Source organism: Enterobacter sp. SGAir0187 (genome assembly GCF_002952735.2).
Taxonomy (GTDB): Bacteria; Pseudomonadota; Gammaproteobacteria; order Enterobacterales; family Enterobacteriaceae; genus Enterobacter; species Enterobacter quasiroggenkampii.
This window is the reverse complement of sequence record NZ_CP025034.2, coordinates 373,506-389,653: the sequence shown is the minus strand read 5'-3', so window position 1 is coordinate 389,653 and position 16,148 is coordinate 373,506. Positions and strand designations below refer to the sequence as shown.

The following is a 16,148-nucleotide window of genomic DNA, read 5'->3' as shown; positions in this document are numbered from 1 at the left end:
ATGCTGAATATACGGACTGTCGCCGTGATCGGCAGCGGCACGATGGGCGCCGGCATTGCCGAAGTGGCGGCCAGCCACGGTCATCAGGTGCTGATTTACGACATTTCCAGCGATGCGATATCGCGCGCCATTGACGGGATCCGCCAGCGTCTGGCCTCCCGGGTAACGCGCGGAAAGCTCTCCGCCGATGCCGGCAGCCAAATCCTTGCCCGGCTGGTTCCCGTCACCGATATCGACGCGCTCTCCGCGGCCGATCTGGTGATTGAAGCGGCCTCCGAGCGTCTGGAAGTGAAAAAGGCGCTGTTTGCACAGCTGGCTGAGATCTGCCCGCCGCAGACGGTGCTGACCAGCAATACCTCTTCCATCTCCGTCACGGCGATTGCGGCTGACGTCCACCACCCGGAACGCGTCGCCGGCCTGCATTTCTTTAACCCGGCGCCGGTCATGAAGCTGGTGGAGGTGGTCAGCGGGCTGGCGACCTCCCCGGAAGTGGCCGACGCGCTGTGCGAGCTGGCGCTGAACTGGGGCAAACAGCCCGTTCGCTGCCAGTCAACGCCGGGGTTCATCGTCAACCGCGTCGCGCGTCCGTTCTATTCCGAAGCCTGGCGCGCGCTGGAAGAACAGGTCGCTCCGCCGGAGGTGATTGACGCCGCCCTGCGTGAAGGCGGCGGCTTCCCGATGGGGCCGCTGGAGCTGACCGACATGATTGGTCAGGACGTCAACTTTGCGGTGACCTGCTCAGTATTTAACGCCTTCTGGCAGGAGCGTCGTTTTCTGCCTTCGCTGGTGCAGCAGGAGCTGGTGCTGGCAGGTAGGCTGGGCAAAAAGAGCGGGAAGGGCGTGTACGACTGGCAGGGTGACAAACCTGACGTGCAGTGGGTTGAGCCGGTGAACGACAGCTATAGTCCGATGCGCGTAGAAAAAATACGTGACGTTGTCACGGAAATAGATGACGTCTATCTGATTGAAACGCAGGGCGAGACCGCGCAGGTGCTGGCGCTGCGGCTCAACGGCTCGGTGGTGGTGGTGGACCGTATTGAGCGTGACGTGGCGGTCATTGCCGCCGCCGCCAGCAACCCGCATACCGCGACGCAAAAAGCCATTCGCTACCTGCAGCAGCAGGGACACCGGGTGGTGCAAATTGCCGATTATCCCGGCCTGCTGATCTGGCGGACGCTGGCGATGATTGCCAACGAGGCGCTGGATGCCCTGCAAAAAGGGGTCGCCAGCGAGAAGGACATCGACACGGCCATGCGCCTCGGCGTGAACTACCCGAGCGGGCCGATCGCCTGGGGCGAGCGCCTGGGCTGGCAGCGCCTGCTGACGCTGCTGGAGAACCTGCAGCGTCATTACGGTGAAGAGCGCTATCGCCCCTGTTCACTGCTGCGCCAGCGCGCGCTTCTGGAGAGTAGCTATGAGTCATAACGCCTGGCATAACGCCCGCACCATGTACGAACGGGACGCCTGTGCGCAGGCGATGGGGATGGACATTGTCGAGATGGACGAGGGCTACGCGGTGGTGACCATGACCATCACTCCGCAGATGCTGAACGGCCACAAAACCTGCCACGGCGGCCAGCTGTTTTCGCTGGCGGACACCGCCTTTGCCTACGCCTGCAACAGCCAGGGGCTGGCGGCGGTAGCCTCCGGCTGCTCGATTGACTTTTTGCGTCCGGGCTTCGCCGGGGACACGCTCACCGCCACCGCGCGGGTGAAGTATCAGGGCAAGCTGACCGGCGTGTATGACATTGAAATCCATAACCAACAACAGAAAACCGTCGCCCTTTTTCGCGGAAAATCTCACCGCATCGGCGGCAGCGTGACAGGAGAGGCCTGATGCGTGACGCATTTATTTGTGATGGCGTGCGAACCCCGGTGGGCCGTTACGGCGGCGCGCTTTCCGCTGTTCGAACTGACGATCTCGGTGCCGTGCCGCTGCGCGCGCTGCTGGCCCGCTACCCGCAGCTCGACCTGGAGCGGATTGACGACGTAATTTTCGGCTGCGCCAACCAGGCGGGGGAAGATAACCGCAACGTGGCACGCATGTCGTTGCTGCTGGCCGGTGTGCCGCAGACGGTCTCCGGCACGACGATCAACCGCCTGTGCGGTTCCGGGCTGGACGCGATTGGTTTTGCCGCGCGCACCATTAAGGCGGGCGACGGCGACCTGCTGATCGCGGGCGGCGTGGAGTCGATGTCCCGCGCGCCGTTTGTGATGGGCAAAGCCACCGCGGCGTTTCAGCGACAGGTGGAGATCTTCGATACCACCATCGGCTGGCGATTTGTGAATCCGCTCATGCATCAGCAATTCGGAACTGACAGTATGCCGGAAACGGCAGAGAATGTAGCTGAATTGTTAAATATCAGCCGTGCCGATCAGGACGCCTTCGCGCTGCGCAGCCAGCAGCGTACCGCGCAGGCGCAGCAAAACGGCGTTCTGGCGCAGGAGATTGTCCCGGTGCCGGTGCCGGGTAAAAAAGGGGCGATCACTGAGTTCAGCGTGGATGAACATCCGCGCGCGGACACCACACTCGAACAGCTTGCCGGGCTGAAAACGCCGTTCCGTAAGAACGGGGTGGTCACGGCCGGAAATGCCTCCGGGGTTAACGACGGCGCGGCGGCGCTGATTGTCGCCAGCGAGAAGATGGCGCTGGCGCAGGGGTTAGTTCCTCGCACGCGGATCGTGGCGATGGCGACGGCAGGCGTGGAGCCACGTCTGATGGGGCTTGGCCCGGTACCCGCCACCCGCAGGGTGCTGGAGCGCGCCGGGCTCGGCATTCACGATATGGACGTGATCGAGCTTAACGAAGCTTTCGCCGCGCAGGCGCTGGGCGTGCTGCGTCAGCTGGGCCTGCCGGATGATGCCGCGCACGTTAACCCGAACGGTGGCGCGATTGCGCTGGGCCACCCGCTGGGCATGAGCGGCGCCAGACTGGCGCTGGCCGCGAGTAACGAACTGCACCGACGCGGCGGGCGCTACGCGCTGTGTACGATGTGCATCGGTGTGGGTCAGGGCATTGCCATGATCCTTGAGCGTGTTTGAGCATAAAAACAATGTGAGTACCCTACAATGACAAATACAACAAAGCTTGATCCGATTGAAACGGCCTCCCTTGACGAGTTACAGGCGCTGCAGACCGCGCGTCTGAAATGGACGCTGCATCACGCCTATAACAACGTGCCGATGTACAAACGCAAGTTTGATGCTGCGGGCGTTCATCCTGACGATTTCAAAGAGCTGGCGGATATCCGTAAGTTCCCGTGCACCACCAAGCAGGACCTGCGGGATAACTATCCGTTCGATACCTTCGCCGTGCCGATGGAGCAGGTGGTGCGCATTCACGCGTCATCCGGCACCACCGGCAAACCGACGGTAGTCGGCTACACCCAGGGCGACATCGACAACTGGGCCAACCTGGTGGCGCGCTCCCTGCGCGCCGCGGGCGGCAGCGCGAAGGATAAAATTCACGTGGCGTATGGCTACGGCCTGTTTACCGGCGGGCTGGGGGCGCACTACGGGGCCGAGCGTTTAGGCGCGACGGTGATCCCGATGTCCGGCGGCCAGACGGAGAAACAGGCGCAGCTGATCCGTGACTTCCAGCCGGACATGATCATGGTGACGCCATCCTACTGTCTCAACCTGATTGAGGAGCTGGAACGTCAGATGGGCGGCGATGCCAGCACCTGTTCCCTGCGCGTGGGCGTCTTCGGGGCCGAGCCGTGGACGCAGGCCATGCGCCGTGAAATTGAAAAACGCTTAGGGATTACCGCCCTGGATATCTACGGCCTCTCCGAAGTGATGGGGCCGGGCGTGGCGATGGAGTGTATCGAAACCGTCGACGGCCCGACCATCTGGGAAGATCACTTCTACCCTGAGATCGTCAACCCGAACGACGGTACGCCGCTGGATGACGGTCAGCAGGGCGAACTGCTGTTCACCACGCTGACCAAAGAGGCGCTGCCGGTGATCCGCTACCGCACCCGCGACCTGACGCGTCTGCTCCCGGCAACCGCGCGCAGCATGCGCCGTATGGACCGCATCAGCGGCCGCAGCGACGATATGCTGATCATTCGCGGCGTCAACGTCTTCCCGTCGCAGCTGGAAGAGGAGATTGTGAAGTTCGAACACCTTTCTCCGCACTACCAGCTTGAGGTGAACCGTCGCGGACATCTTGATTCACTTTCCGTGAAGGTGGAGCTGAAAGAGAGTAGCCTGACGCTGACGCACGAGCAGCGTTGCCAGGTGTGCCACCAGCTGCGCCACCGTATTAAGTCGATGGTGGGGATTTCCACCGACGTGACGATCGTGAACTGCGGCAGCATCCCGCGCTCGGAGGGTAAAGCCTGCCGGGTGTTTGACCTGCGTAAAGTTGCGGCCAACGGCTAAGTTTCCTCTCACCCCGGCCCTCTTCTAAAGGGAGGGCGTTAGGGTGAGGGGCCATCCCAGAATCCTATGCTATGATTCATCCAGGACAAAAATAACAACAGAATGAATCATATGAATAAACTCGACGCCTTTATCCAGCACGCGGTCAGCTCCGTTCCCGTCAGCGGGACCTCGCTTATCTCCTCGTTATACGGTGACGCGCTTTCCCATCGCGGCGGTGAGATTTGGCTCGGCAGCCTGGCCGCCTTACTGGAAGGCATGGGGTTTGGCGAACGGTTCGTGCGTACCGCGTTGTTTCGTCTCAACAAAGAGGGCTGGCTGGACGTCTCGCGCATCGGGCGACGCAGCTTTTACCGCCTGAGCGATAAGGGGCTGCGCCTGACGCGTCGCGCGGAGAATAAGATCTACCGCGCGGAACTGCCCGCCTGGGACGGTAAATGGTTATTGCTGCTCTCCGAGGGGCTGGATAAAACCACCCTGGCCGACGTTAAAAAGCAGCTGATCTGGCAGGGGTTTGGCACGCTGGCGCCGAGCCTGATGGCCTCGCCGTCACAGCATCTGGCGGACGTGCAGTCCCTGCTTCACGATGCCGGCGTGGCGGAAAACGTGATTTTCTTTGAAGCCCACTCGCCGCTCGCGCTCTCGCGCGCCGCGCTGCGTTCACGCGTAGAAGAGTGCTGGCAGTTAACCGAGCAAAACGCGATGTACGAGTCGTTTATCAGCTCGTTCCGGCCGCTGCTGCCGCTGTTGAAAGAGGCCGCGCCGGAGGAGCTGACGCCGGAACGCTGTTTCCAGATCCAGCTGCTGCTGATTCACTTTTATCGTCGCGTGGTGCTGAAGGACCCGCTGCTGCCGGAAGAGTTACTGCCTGCGCACTGGGCGGGACAAAGCGCCCGACAGCTCTGCATAAATATCTATCAGCGTGTCGCGCCGGGAGCGCTGGCGTTTGTCAGCGAGAAGGGCGAAACCTCTGTCGGCGAACTGCCCGTGCCCGGCACGCTCTACTATCAACGCTTTGGTGGTCTTACAAGCGCATAAGGAGGGAAGATGCCTGTTTATCAAATTGACGGTCTGACGCCGGTGGTACCTGACGAAAGCTATGTTCACCCGACGGCGGTGCTGATTGGGGACGTGATTCTGGGCAAAGGCGTGTATGTCGGCCCCAATGCCAGCCTGCGCGGTGATTTTGGCCGTATTGTAGTGAAAGATGGGGCCAACATTCAGGATAACTGCGTGATGCACGGCTTCCCGGAGCAGGACACGGTGGTTGAAGAGGACGGGCACATCGGCCACAGCGCTATTCTTCACGGCTGCGTGGTCCGCCGCAATGCGCTGGTGGGCATGAACGCGGTGGTGATGGACGGCGCGGTCATTGGTGAAAACAGCATCGTCGGCGCGGCGGCGTTCGTGAAGGCCAAAGCGGAGATGCCTGCCAACCATTTGATCATCGGCAGCCCGGCCAAGGCGATCCGTGAGCTGAGCGAGCAGGAGCTGGCCTGGAAGCAGCAGGGCACGCGGGAATACCAGATACTGGTGGAGCGCTGCAAGCTCACTATGCACCAGGTCGAGCCGCTGCGCGAGGCTGAGCCTGAACGCAAGCGGCTGACGTTTGACGAGAATTTACGGCCGAAGTCGGCGGTGTAGGACGGGAAGTTCGCGCCACGGCACTAACGGGAAGATGTTACCCTGCCTCACCATGCTATAAATCCTCCTACACAGACTCATCACGATAAAGGACGCAGAGTTATGCTGAGAGGAAAACGCGCTGTTATCACGGGTGGCGGCGGGGGATTTGGTCAGGCGCTGTGCGTCTGGCTGGCGCGAGAGGGCGTTGACGTGGATTTTAGCGCCCGTCGGGTAGAGGATATCGAAAAAACCTGCGCCCTCATCGCGGCTGAAGGGGGTGTGGCAAGAGGGTATCTCTGCGATTTAGCCCAGCCGGAATCCGTTTCTCAGTTCTCTTCGCAGGTCTTACATGCAGACAGGCCAATCGATATTTTACTACTGAATGCTGCTCAGTGGCTGTCAGGGACTCTAGACGAACAATCGAGCACAGAAATCGTCAATACCGTCAGTTCAGGCCTGACAGGTTCAATCCTGCTCACCCAGGCGCTGCTTTCAGGATTGCGACGTTCAGACGGCGCAGACATCATTGCGATTATATCCGCATGCGGTATTCCGAACTTTACAGATTCCATTGCCCATCCCGCTTTTTTTGCCAGCAAACACGGAATGAGCGGCTTTATCACCAAACTGTCAAAACAATTGTCCCGGGAAAATATAAGGGTGACCGGCTTGTATCCACCCGATTTTGAACTTACCGGGTTAGATGCGCTTGTCGACGATCGCTCACGAATGGGGGAGCGCTTAATGAATGGACGATCTGTCTGGGAAACGGTGCGTTTTGTGCTGACTCAGCCCCGTAGCTGCCATATTGGTACCGTCTACTTTCAGGGGCCCACTCGCGAAGATCTGGAATGTCAGTCCTGAACCTCGTATTTTGTATCAACCTCTCGATTTAGCAGAACAGGGACCACACAGATGACGCGCTTTTACGAATTTACCGCTACCAGCCTTGATGGCCGACCGATCTCATTGGCCGACTATGCGGGTAAGGTGGTTCTGGTTGTTAATACGGCCAGCCAGTGCGGCTTTACGCCCCAGTATGCGGGGCTTGAAGCACTGTACAAAAAATACGCCGATCAAGGGCTGGTGGTGCTTGGCTTCCCCTGCAACCAGTTCGGTAAGCAGGAACCTGGCGGTGCCGACGACATCTCAAAGACCTGTTACATTAATTACGGCGTCAGCTTTCCCATGTTCGAGAAAGTCGAGGTAAACGGCGCCGCAGCACATCCGATTTTTCGTTATCTGAAAGACGAATTGTCTGGCGTGCTGGGTGGGCGGATTAAGTGGAACTTTACCAAGTTCCTTGTCGGGCGTGACGGTAAACCCCTCAAGCGCTTTGCACCGATGACTACGCCCGAGAAAATGGAGGAGGCAATTGTTGCGGCACTGGGAAGGTGAGTATTTTTGTCGCTAAAACCATCTATTTGTCGGGGATAGCCGATGTTCTGATGTCCGCTCTGTGCCAGAAGCGGACGTTGCTAACATCGCGGTGTATTAATCAACAGGGAGCAGGTCAAGGCCACTGAAGCTTCCAGTTTTTGACCCTGAGCCTGAAACCTTCCCCGATGAGCAGTTCCACCTAAAGACTGCGCAGTCTTAGTTTTCTTTGCTATTAGTTTATCGCTTTATGATATCGATAAATATTTTTTTGCAATTTCCGCTGCCGTTTTCTCCATGCTGGGATATACAGTGCTTTCGGATATATTAAGCTGCGCCAGCTCGTCCAGAATTTTATTTTTGTTTGCTATCTCCACTCTGTTGAGAGGAAAATCAGCATCTGTTTCCGGTAAAATGGGATCAAGTCCGAACAAAAGAAAAGCGCCTGCCTGAGACTGTATGCGTTCATTATTTATTTTAGCCTTAAGGATAACAACTTTTTTTAAATCATCAGGGATTATCCTGTTTCTGAAATATGATTTTTCATTCTGTATAAGGTCTGCAAGTTTATCAGTGAGTTCAGATAGCTTTACAGTATCTTTTCTGACATCAATGGAAGACAATTTTTTAAGCTCTTCGTAAGATAAAACTGATAAGTTTGCTATGCAGCTCACTGTATCTGAGTCGAAATATTTAATTTTCTTTCTGTTTGTTGAGAACGAAATCACCTGCCCGTTTTCATCAGGATTCGAACTGCAAGCAAAGTATAATGCTATCAGTGGGTTAGATGTTATATCCAGAAGTCTTGTAGGCAGGCCATAATGCTGCATGCGGACAAGTTTATCAATCGTAAATTTATCCTCCTTAAATTCATTAGGTCTTGCACTGAGTATTTCACGTACTAAGTCAGATTCAGAAGCAAGATGCCTGTACGTCCCGTTTTCATTCTTTCTGTAAAGAGAGGGGACAAGCTCATATGAGCTTTTAGAGTGTCCACGATAAAAGGTAACGAGACCATCCTGAGTGTTTTTTTTAATAAAATCAAGATAATCTCTGACATTTTCAACCACCTGGTATTTTTGTTTTTTTAATTTTATTGTACCTTTCAGGTGGTTGTTTTTCTTGTCTAAACCCAGCCGTTCCAGAACAATATTCAAATCCTTATCTTTTACTGCCCAGTGCGTACGACTTAACCCGAAAGATCCTAGCTCTAGGGTTTCTTTATATAATGCCGGTTTGGGGTTTGTTATTTCTCCAAAATCATGATTAATTTCGAAGGAAAATAGAATATCATCACCATCTTTACGTAAATGCCTTATTTTCCCAAGCCTGACCCTAATGTACTTGTTTTTATCATTTTCATCATCTTTCATATAAGTTTCGGTCATGAACAACACCGGTAGCATGGTGAGTGCTTTTAAGGTATTGGGTCTTACTGGTATTAATTTACTGTAAATATCGCTTGGGGTGCCTTCCAGCATGCGGGACATCGAAAAGCTATCCTCGCCTTCTTTAAGCTCAGGATCCATACACGGCCAGCGGTCAAAAACGTCCGGTTCTCCGGCCATGATTAAGTTAAACATCGCAATCTCCTGAATTTACTAACTAAAGTCAGTGTTTTTTATCATATCGCTTCATTCTGTATGAAAGTAACATAGGTTGTCCATGCTTGTTTGTCTCTCATAATTCGCAAATTCCTGAATTATTTTTTTAATAAAAGCTTCAAACCTATAGGTTGAAACAATCAAAATTCACAAAGTACATCTGCTTCTAATGTGGTTACGGTACGACCATGTGGGCGATGTCTTTCCATTCCTGAAAACTCCAGACTCAACCATCTGTATGATAACGATCAGCTTCGCTGCTTGAATAATCTGACGTTTCAAGCCAACCGTGATGTATGAGCTGTAGTATGAAGTCTCTTGTCATCCTGTTAAGTAAATGTCCGCTCCTCACTCACAGCGGACCTTTAGCTCAGTTAGCAAATCCGCTCAGTGCCAGAAGCGGATGTCGTAAGATTCGTTCGGCTAAAAGAGCAAATTCTTCTGCATCAGAGTGACAGGCCCTGCGGATTCACATTTATCATTACTCTCTGAAAAGTACTTTTATTTTTGCCCGGGGTGACGATAAATATCGGGTCGATTGATTTGCCAGACAAAATCTGGTCGGTTCAATGGGTTATACCCCAGCTTCTGGTATAACCATGGCGCGCTGTCGGTTACCAGCATTATCCGTCGCAGACGTGACAACAATGGATGGGCATGACAGCATTCAATCAGCCAACGTCCAAGACCACTTTTCTGATAATCGTTCAGCACGTAGACGTCACACAAATAACCAAAAGTGGCATAGTCTGTGACCAGACGGGCGAAGCCGATTTGTCTTGTTCCATCCAGGAGCGCGAAACAAAGGCTGTTCTGGATTGATATCCTGACCGTTTCAGCATCAATACCAGGAGCCCAGGACGATTGCGAGAGGTAATCGTGAATGGCTTCCAGCTGAAAAAAGCTGGGATCGGTTGTGACAATAAATTTGTCTTTGGTAAAACGCAGATGCTGATTATTCACCGAACTCCTCCTTTTGGGCTACTTGTGATGAGGCACAGGGCTGTCCTCTATGCCGGGGAATGCTCAGGATGCTTTTTCATGTACTGTCATGATAAATACTAGCGGGTTCTCCCCCTGGTTTTCATAGAAATGAGGAACGTCCGTTCTGGCGGTTGCCGAACAGCCAGTATTTACCCGATACACGTGTTCCTGTACGCCGAGTGTGAGCGTGCCCGACTGCACATAAAACAGTTCAAGCGTACCTTCCGTGTGGCCGGGGGACGCAAACTTTTCCCCCGGCTGCATTTCCCACATCCAGAGCTCGGTCATATCAGGGCCACCCGATCCTGCTAGCAATCTTGCTCTCCCGCCTTTTTCACCTTCCCACAATTCAGGGATCTCATCTTCAGCGATGAGATGCACGGTCGGTTTTGAACTGACATCCACAAAATCAGCCACTGAAACCCCCATTGCGGCAGCCAGGCGGCATAGCAGGGCAATGCTGGGATTCGCCCGGCATCCCTCTATCTCAACCAGAGCTCCCTTGCTGACGCCTGCCCGACGCGAGAGTTCATCAAGGGAGATTTTCTTTTGCTTACGATACAGTTTTATTCGCTGCGATACGGCTTCATTCACGGAACTGGCGATCGAATTTGCATCGGTCATTAAATTGACTTTTTTGGTCATTGGTCATTATCATGGAATAAATTGGTCATTACAGGATTATCACGTGCTAACAGTATCGCCGTCAATTGCCCCTGAAATTTATCGTATTGCTCCCGGTTTTCGGGCACTCAGCATCTGCGTAAAAGCTGCGCCAGTGCTTAATCCCGACACTGGAGAAATGGCGCTGCGTGAAGCCTGTGAAGCCGTTCTGGCCGGTGAACCAGAGTGGGCGGACTCTCATCTGGCGGCATGGGCCGACGTTTTTCAAAAGTTTGGTGCTAAACCTAAACGCACTCCTTGCTCAGCGGATGCGTTACGCAAGCGCGTGTTACGTGACGGAACGATGCCAGCGCTCGATCCTATCGTTGATCTTTATAATGCCGTTAGTCTCCGCTATGCCGTTCCGGTTGGTGGAGAGAATCTCTCTGCCTATCAGGGGGCGCCGCGTCTGACTGTGGCAAAAGGAACAGAGCCTTTTGATACCGTCAAAGAGGGAGAGGCCACCGTTGAGTATCCTTCACAAGGCGAGGTTATCTGGTGTGATGATATCGGCGTGACCTGCCGTCGCTGGAACTGGCGACAGGGGATCAGAACCCGCTTAGGCGTGGAAGCTCAGGAAATGTGGTTCATTCTGGAGAGTCTCCCGCAGATGCCGCTGGATAGACTTCACGAAGCCGGGAAGATGCTGACCGACGGCCTGGAAAAAATGATGCCCGGTCTGTGGTTTGAAGTTGCTCTCATCGAAGAACAACAGCAGTAATACCCTTCAGGAGAAACAGTTATGTTTACCGGTTTGTCGGCGTTTCCATTAACCCCAGTCACTGCCAGCGGCGTGGATGAAAAGGGTTTCAGCCATATTCTTTCCCGTCTTACAGACGCTCGGGTTGATTCTATGGGCATCCTGGGGTCAACCGGAAGCTACGCCTATCTGACCCGGGAGCAGCGCAAGCGCGTAGCAACGCTGGCAAAACAGCATGCAGGGAACATCCCCGTTATGGTGTGTGTGGGAGCGGTCAGTACCGATGCCATTCTGCATCTGGCAGATGATGCACAGGCAGCTGGTGCGAATGCGCTGTTACTCCCGGCGGTCAGTTACCAGCCACTCCGTGACGAAGAAGTCTTCTCACTCTTTGAGACCGTTACCCGGCACGTTTCTGTACCGGTATGTATCTATGATAATCCGGGCACTACGCATTTTACCTTTACGGATGAACTCCACGGTCGTCTCTCCTCACTTGAGGGGGTTCGCTCGGTCAAGATCCCTGGCGTCCCGGATAGCCCCGCTGCAGCGATTGAGCGGGTGAATGCGTTACGTCAACATTTGCGCCCTGGCGTAACAATCGGTATTAGTGGCGACGCTTATGCGGGGCTGGGATTAAACGCCGGTTGTGAAGTGTGGTATTCCGTGTGTGGCGGTCTGTTCCCTGAGATGGCGAAACAAATCACCGAAGCTGCGGCGGCAAACGATCATCAACGCGTTACAGCCCTGACAACCCGCCTCGAGCCGTTGTGGTCGCTCTTCCGGAAACATGGGGGAAGTATTCGCGTTATTGCCGCTGCTGCTGGTGTGCTTGGGCTTACCGACATGGATTGCCTGCCTCGACCTCTGCAACCATTGTCAGCTGGTGATATCGCGGATATTGCCCATGTGATAAGCATGCTGGAGCTGAAGTGATCTCTCCGCAGGACGGGGTGTCTACCGGTCCTTTTGAAACCTGGTGGGGGATCAATCATCAGATGTTTGACACACGTTCTTTAGGTCCGCTCTTCGCTAAAAGCGGACCATACTTTAAAACTTTATTAGTGACGTGACTCTTCCTCTCCTGAGAGCGTATCTGCATCAGGTGAATAATTCCGGTAAACGCATGCCAGTTTATGCCCGTCAGGATCGCGCAGATAGGCAACATAAAAATCGGGGCCGTAGGCGGTTCGTGTACCGGGCACGCCTTCATCCTTTCCTCCCGCACGGAGGCCCGCTGCATGGAAGCGTCTGACAATTTCCGCGTTATCGGCTCTGAATGCGAACATTGTCCCGTTTCCCGCCGTCGCGGGTTGCTGGTCAAAAGGAAGACAAATGCAGAAGCTAAATTCGTCATCCGGATGATTTTCGTCTCCCCACATTGCCCAGCTATCAGTCCAGGCGGGCAGACGTGAATAGCCCAGCACGTTAAAAATAGCGTCATAAAAGTTCACGGCGCGCTGAAAGTCATTTGTCCCTATCGTGATATAAGCCAGCACCTTATAACATCCTCTATCCACGCTGCCACGGCGTAATCGTCAGCCCGGTAAGCAAACCTTCCGGGCTGAGCAGGCGAGTGACGGTTTGCCCCCACGGTTCTGTGCGGTTGGCGACCAACAACCGATAGCCTTTTTCGCTCAGAACGCGGGTAGCGGAATCGAGATCCTGCACCTCGTATTCAATCCATCCCTGCGGTATAGGATGCTCAGGGGGCCACTGCGCTTCACCGAAACAGGACGCTGCCGCCTGTGACAGCGGCCAGACGGCAAAATGCTTCACGCCCGGCAAGCGTCCCTCTTCAGTGAGCAGATACTCGGCATTGCCCTCCATCGGCTTCAGCGGCAGTCCGAGAGTCTGGATATAAAACGCGGTGCTGGACACTGTATCCCGTGAAATGGGCCCGAACCCGGCGACGAACATGACATCAATTTCCGGTAACGTCTGCGACATATCCACTCCTTAATAGCCTGAAATGATGGAATTTAGCGTAGAGCCTTCTGAAATACGACTCTCAATTCTGGTATCACATTCACCGCGCCGGCACGTTCACGGTGGGTTTGAAAGTGAACGCGATAACGATCAACAGCACGACTCCCGCACTCATCACCAGCCATGCGCTGGTCAGCGAGACCGAACTGTCGCGAACGATCCCTGCAACTAACGGCATGAGCGCGGCGATCATATATCCTCCTCCCTGAACTTTAGACAGTAACTTCCCGGCCTGCGCGGGCGTTCGCGCATGATCGAACGTGACGATAAGCGACAGCGGGAAGAGGGAGCCAATACCGATGCCAAGCAGCAAGGTTGATAAGACCGGCGTGGTGCCCGGCGCAAAGACCAGACACAGTAATCCCGCCAGCAGCAGTAACAGTACAGTTATCAGCGGAACACGGCGGTCGGGGAATTTACCGATCAGCGCGGAGACGGCAAACCCGGCGGCTACCTCGGTTAAGGTCAGCCAGGCCAGCATATAGCCGCTGCTGCGTGCGGACCATCCTGCCTGAATATAGAGCGGGGGCAGCCAGGCTAAGACCAGCGTGTAGGCACCCGTCCCCACGCCAAAAAAGAGCAGAAGGAGTCCAGTCCGGGAGGAAGAGAGCGTAACGGGTTCATGTGCTGTTTGTTCCCCTTCAGACTGTTTAACCAGGGGTAACCACAGCATCAGCGCCAGCAGCGCGAGCACGCCTGCCATAGCCAGCGCGGGCTTGAGCGTGAGCCATGAAAACAGCGGCTCGGCGCTGGCGGCGGCGACTGCCGCACCGGCCATAATGCCCGTGCTGAATAGCGACATGATCGTGCTGGCCGTTTGCGTATATGCCTTTTTTATCAGGGCAGGCATTAACGCCTGGATCGTGCCGATGCTGGCCCCACCCAGTAACGCGGTACCCATCAAACCTGTCAGCGAGGTGCTAAAACCGCGTAATGAACAGGCTACCAGCAGGATGAACAGCCCGAGCATTATTCCCCTGACGGCACCGATCCTGGCTAAAAGCCAGGGGCCACACAGGGCAGCCAGTCCCATCATCGCCACCGGCAGGGTAGTCAGCAGGCTGAATTGCGTCGCGGTCAGCCCCGCTTCGCGCTGCAGCACGGAGAAAAGAGGGCTGACCGAGGCCAGAATGGGGCGCAGGTTCAGCCCGACGATAAAAGCGATAACGGCGAAGAGTAATGGTGATGTACGTTTCAACATGGCATCCTTTTCGGTTGTGAATGGCCCAGGCAAATTGCCGCGAGCATTTATCTTAACGTTAAGATAAAATCTGTTTTTGCGTAAGATGTACCGCACAACTCGATAAATTCCCACGCTATCCGGGGTGAAGATGAAAGACCATGTAGACTTCGTTGTTGGCCAGTGGAGCAGCGCCATGCCTGAACTGGACGCCTCGTCGATGAAAATTTTTGGCCGAATGCTCAGGCTGATGAAGCACCTGGGAAAAGAACGCGCGCAGGCCATGGCGCCGTTTGGCTTTCGCGAGGGCGAGTTTGACGTCCTCGCCACGCTGCGTCGCGCCGGGGAGCCGTACTGCCTTTCGCCCACGCAGCTGTATACATCCCTGTTGATCACCTCAGGGGCGATGACGAACCGGCTCAACCATCTTGAACAACAAGGCCTTATCAGGCGGATTGCCGATCCTGATGACAAGCGCAGCTCGCTCGTCAGCCTGACGCCGCACGGGCAGGCTCGTATCGAACAGGCGCTGCTCGTGCATACGGAAACGCAAAATGCGCTGCTGAGAAACCTCTCTGAGGCGCAACGCGCGCAGCTTGAGTCTCTGCTCAGGGGGCTGCTGCTGACGTTTCCGGCTGAGGAATGGGGTGAAACGTCACCGAGTGCCGATAATACAAAAACTGCATGATTACACCTGACAAAAAGGGAACGTATGTCTTTACCGCCACTGTATGCGCTGCGCGCGTTCGAAGTTGCCGCACGGCTAAACTCCTTCAGCAAAGCGGCTGAAGTCCTGAATATCACGCCGGGGGCGGTCAGCAGACATGTCCAGACGCTTGAAATGTGGTTCGACTGCGAGCTGTTTAAACGCCAGGGTCCGAAAGTAGAGGTCAGCGATGCCGGGCGTATTCTGGCCGGGCAGCTTAGCGAAAGTTTCTCGACTATTGAGTGGGCCTGTCGCGCATTCAAAAGTGAAAACCACCTTTTGCGCCTCAAAGCGCCCAGCTCGCTGACGATGCGATGGCTTCTGGATGTGCTTAAATCCTTCCGCGAGAACCACGCGAAGCCGAAAATCGAAATTGCCAGCGTCTGGATGGACTTCGACACGGTTGATTTCAGTCGGGAACCCTACGATTGTGCGATCCTCCTCGGGAACGGTTATTTCGGCGAGTCAACGGAGAGCCGGCTGCTGTTCAGCGAATGGCTTATTCCGGTTTGTACGCCGTCTTTGCTGGAGCCTGCCCGGCATCAGCTTCCAGAATGCGATCTTATTCATCCGTCACCGGACAGACGGGACTGGAAGCGCTGGCTGAAAAGGACGGGCCTATTCCCCGGCCTCGACATGAGCGGCGGGATCGTGTTCGACACCCTGGAGCAGGGAAGCCTTGCTGCCATGCACGGACACGGCGTAGCGATGGCGGATCTCCGGCTCACGCTCGAGGCGCTGAAAAGCGGCCTGCTCGCGCTGCCCTTCAGGGAGGCGATAGCAACGGGGGACGGTTACTACCTTGTCTGGCCCAAAAATTCGCTCAGAGGACAGAGTATTGAACGGTTGCTGGCCTGGCTTAACCTTAATGCGCCAGTGGTGCCCTCTTTGGATATTGTCTGTCTTGATTTCAATGAAAAGCGGATTTAATAA

18 protein-coding genes are annotated in these 16,148 nt (G+C 55.2%); 12 read left to right on the top strand and 6 right to left on the bottom strand.

Features of this window, described 5'->3' with window-relative positions; genetic code table 11:
* From paaH to CWR52_RS01790, 8 genes are all read left to right on the top strand, one after another.
* Window positions 1–1,425, top strand: coding sequence for a 3-hydroxyacyl-CoA dehydrogenase PaaH (paaH, locus tag CWR52_RS01825; RefSeq protein WP_104948660.1), 1,425 nt, complete (start codon window positions 1–3; stop codon window positions 1,423–1,425).
* Entirely contained in the window at window positions 1,415–1,837 is a 423-nt protein-coding gene (gene paaI, locus CWR52_RS01820; RefSeq protein WP_104948659.1) for a hydroxyphenylacetyl-CoA thioesterase PaaI, read from the top strand. Before paaH ends, paaI begins: the two co-directional genes overlap by 11 nt.
* Window positions 1,837–3,042 (top strand): 3-oxoadipyl-CoA thiolase, encoded by a 1,206-nt coding sequence (gene pcaF / locus CWR52_RS01815; RefSeq protein ID WP_104948658.1) that lies wholly within the window; start codon window positions 1,837–1,839, stop codon window positions 3,040–3,042. The genes paaI and pcaF overlap by 1 nt, the downstream gene beginning before the upstream one ends.
* A 27-nt stretch (window positions 3,043–3,069) precedes the next feature.
* Window positions 3,070–4,386, top strand: a complete 1,317-nt coding sequence (paaK, locus tag CWR52_RS01810) for a phenylacetate--CoA ligase PaaK (protein WP_063621537.1) — start codon at window positions 3,070–3,072, stop codon at window positions 4,384–4,386.
* Between the two features lie 102 nt (window positions 4,387–4,488).
* Window positions 4,489–5,424 carry a phenylacetic acid degradation operon negative regulatory protein PaaX gene (paaX, locus tag CWR52_RS01805; RefSeq protein ID WP_028016008.1) on the top strand — a complete coding sequence of 312 codons (936 nt, stop codon included), beginning with the start codon at window positions 4,489–4,491 and terminating at the stop codon, window positions 5,422–5,424.
* Between the two features lie 9 nt (window positions 5,425–5,433).
* Window positions 5,434–6,030 carry a phenylacetic acid degradation protein PaaY gene (paaY, locus tag CWR52_RS01800; protein WP_104948657.1) on the top strand — a complete coding sequence of 199 codons (597 nt, stop codon included), beginning with the start codon at window positions 5,434–5,436 and terminating at the stop codon, window positions 6,028–6,030.
* A 102-nt stretch (window positions 6,031–6,132) separates the two neighbouring features.
* Entirely contained in the window at window positions 6,133–6,876 is a 744-nt protein-coding gene (locus CWR52_RS01795; RefSeq protein ID WP_048223013.1) for an SDR family oxidoreductase, read from the top strand.
* 51 nt (window positions 6,877–6,927) lie between these two features.
* The gene (locus CWR52_RS01790) at window positions 6,928–7,410 is read left to right on the top strand and encodes a glutathione peroxidase (protein WP_104948656.1); all 483 of its coding nucleotides are present in this window, start codon (window positions 6,928–6,930) and stop codon (window positions 7,408–7,410) included.
* Window positions 7,411–7,637: 227 nt separating this feature from the next.
* On the opposite strand, the gene CWR52_RS01785 is transcribed toward CWR52_RS01790, so the two are convergent.
* The 3 genes from CWR52_RS01785 to CWR52_RS01775 form a co-directional block, all read right to left on the bottom strand.
* Window positions 7,638–8,972, bottom strand: a complete 1,335-nt coding sequence (locus CWR52_RS01785) for an FRG domain-containing protein (protein WP_104948655.1) — start codon at window positions 8,970–8,972, stop codon at window positions 7,638–7,640.
* A 522-nt stretch (window positions 8,973–9,494) separates the two neighbouring features.
* A complete protein-coding gene (locus tag CWR52_RS01780; RefSeq protein WP_104948654.1) occupies window positions 9,495–9,956 on the bottom strand; it encodes a GNAT family N-acetyltransferase in 462 nt (153 codons plus the stop codon).
* 63 nt (window positions 9,957–10,019) lie between these two features.
* On the bottom strand, window positions 10,020–10,622 hold the full coding sequence (locus tag CWR52_RS01775; RefSeq protein WP_045910440.1) for a helix-turn-helix domain-containing protein: 603 nt from the start codon (window positions 10,620–10,622) through the stop codon (window positions 10,020–10,022).
* A 43-nt stretch (window positions 10,623–10,665) separates the two neighbouring features.
* Between CWR52_RS01775 and CWR52_RS01770 the strand changes: the two genes are divergently transcribed.
* Window positions 10,666–11,361, top strand: coding sequence for a B3/B4 domain-containing protein (locus CWR52_RS01770; protein WP_045910441.1), 696 nt, complete (start codon window positions 10,666–10,668; stop codon window positions 11,359–11,361).
* Between the two features lie 21 nt (window positions 11,362–11,382).
* On the top strand, window positions 11,383–12,276 hold the full coding sequence (locus CWR52_RS01765) for a dihydrodipicolinate synthase family protein (protein ID WP_104948653.1): 894 nt from the start codon (window positions 11,383–11,385) through the stop codon (window positions 12,274–12,276).
* A gap of 125 nt (window positions 12,277–12,401) precedes the next feature.
* Here CWR52_RS01765 and CWR52_RS01760 read toward each other — a convergent pair whose 3' ends face one another.
* From CWR52_RS01760 to CWR52_RS01750, 3 genes are all read right to left on the bottom strand, one after another.
* On the bottom strand, window positions 12,402–12,839 hold the full coding sequence (locus CWR52_RS01760) for a VOC family protein (RefSeq protein ID WP_104948652.1): 438 nt from the start codon (window positions 12,837–12,839) through the stop codon (window positions 12,402–12,404).
* A gap of 13 nt (window positions 12,840–12,852) precedes the next feature.
* Window positions 12,853–13,290: a VOC family protein gene (locus CWR52_RS01755; protein WP_104948651.1), complete on the bottom strand. Its 438-nt coding sequence runs from the start codon at window positions 13,288–13,290 to the stop codon at window positions 12,853–12,855.
* A gap of 79 nt (window positions 13,291–13,369) precedes the next feature.
* Entirely contained in the window at window positions 13,370–14,530 is a 1,161-nt protein-coding gene (locus tag CWR52_RS01750) for an MFS transporter (RefSeq protein ID WP_104948650.1), read from the bottom strand.
* A 130-nt stretch (window positions 14,531–14,660) separates the two neighbouring features.
* Here CWR52_RS01750 and CWR52_RS01745 point away from each other — a divergent pair, with 130 nt between their 5' ends.
* Window positions 14,661–15,197 carry a MarR family winged helix-turn-helix transcriptional regulator gene (locus tag CWR52_RS01745; RefSeq protein WP_048030625.1) on the top strand — a complete coding sequence of 179 codons (537 nt, stop codon included), beginning with the start codon at window positions 14,661–14,663 and terminating at the stop codon, window positions 15,195–15,197.
* Window positions 15,198–15,221: 24 nt separating this feature from the next.
* Window positions 15,222–16,145 (top strand): LysR substrate-binding domain-containing protein, encoded by a 924-nt coding sequence (locus CWR52_RS01740; RefSeq protein ID WP_104948649.1) that lies wholly within the window; start codon window positions 15,222–15,224, stop codon window positions 16,143–16,145.
* The last annotated feature ends 3 nt before the right edge of the window (window positions 16,146–16,148 follow it).

Bases quoted from the DNA above. Each gene is read 5' to 3' on its own strand.
- CWR52_RS01745 (WP_048030625.1), top strand. From the start codon at position 14,661: ATGAAAGACCATGTAGACTTCGTTGTTGGCCAGTGGAGCAGCGCCATG.
- CWR52_RS01785 (WP_104948655.1), bottom strand. From the start codon at position 8,972: ATGTTTAACTTAATCATGGCCGGAGAACCGGACGTTTTTGACCGCTGG.
- CWR52_RS01750 (WP_104948650.1), bottom strand. From the start codon at position 14,530: ATGTTGAAACGTACATCACCATTACTCTTCGCCGTTATCGCTTTTATC.
- paaX (WP_028016008.1), top strand. From the start codon at position 4,489: ATGAATCATATGAATAAACTCGACGCCTTTATCCAGCACGCGGTCAGC.
- paaI (WP_104948659.1), top strand. From the start codon at position 1,415: ATGAGTCATAACGCCTGGCATAACGCCCGCACCATGTACGAACGGGAC.
- CWR52_RS01765 (WP_104948653.1), top strand. From the start codon at position 11,383: ATGTTTACCGGTTTGTCGGCGTTTCCATTAACCCCAGTCACTGCCAGC.
- paaH (WP_104948660.1), top strand. From the start codon at position 1: ATGCTGAATATACGGACTGTCGCCGTGATCGGCAGCGGCACGATGGGC.
- CWR52_RS01740 (WP_104948649.1), top strand. From the start codon at position 15,222: ATGTCTTTACCGCCACTGTATGCGCTGCGCGCGTTCGAAGTTGCCGCA.
- pcaF (WP_104948658.1), top strand. From the start codon at position 1,837: ATGCGTGACGCATTTATTTGTGATGGCGTGCGAACCCCGGTGGGCCGT.
- paaY (WP_104948657.1), top strand. From the start codon at position 5,434: ATGCCTGTTTATCAAATTGACGGTCTGACGCCGGTGGTACCTGACGAA.
- CWR52_RS01795 (WP_048223013.1), top strand. From the start codon at position 6,133: ATGCTGAGAGGAAAACGCGCTGTTATCACGGGTGGCGGCGGGGGATTT.
- paaK (WP_063621537.1), top strand. From the start codon at position 3,070: ATGACAAATACAACAAAGCTTGATCCGATTGAAACGGCCTCCCTTGAC.
- CWR52_RS01790 (WP_104948656.1), top strand. From the start codon at position 6,928: ATGACGCGCTTTTACGAATTTACCGCTACCAGCCTTGATGGCCGACCG.
- CWR52_RS01755 (WP_104948651.1), bottom strand. From the start codon at position 13,290: ATGTCGCAGACGTTACCGGAAATTGATGTCATGTTCGTCGCCGGGTTC.
- CWR52_RS01775 (WP_045910440.1), bottom strand. From the start codon at position 10,622: ATGACCAAAAAAGTCAATTTAATGACCGATGCAAATTCGATCGCCAGT.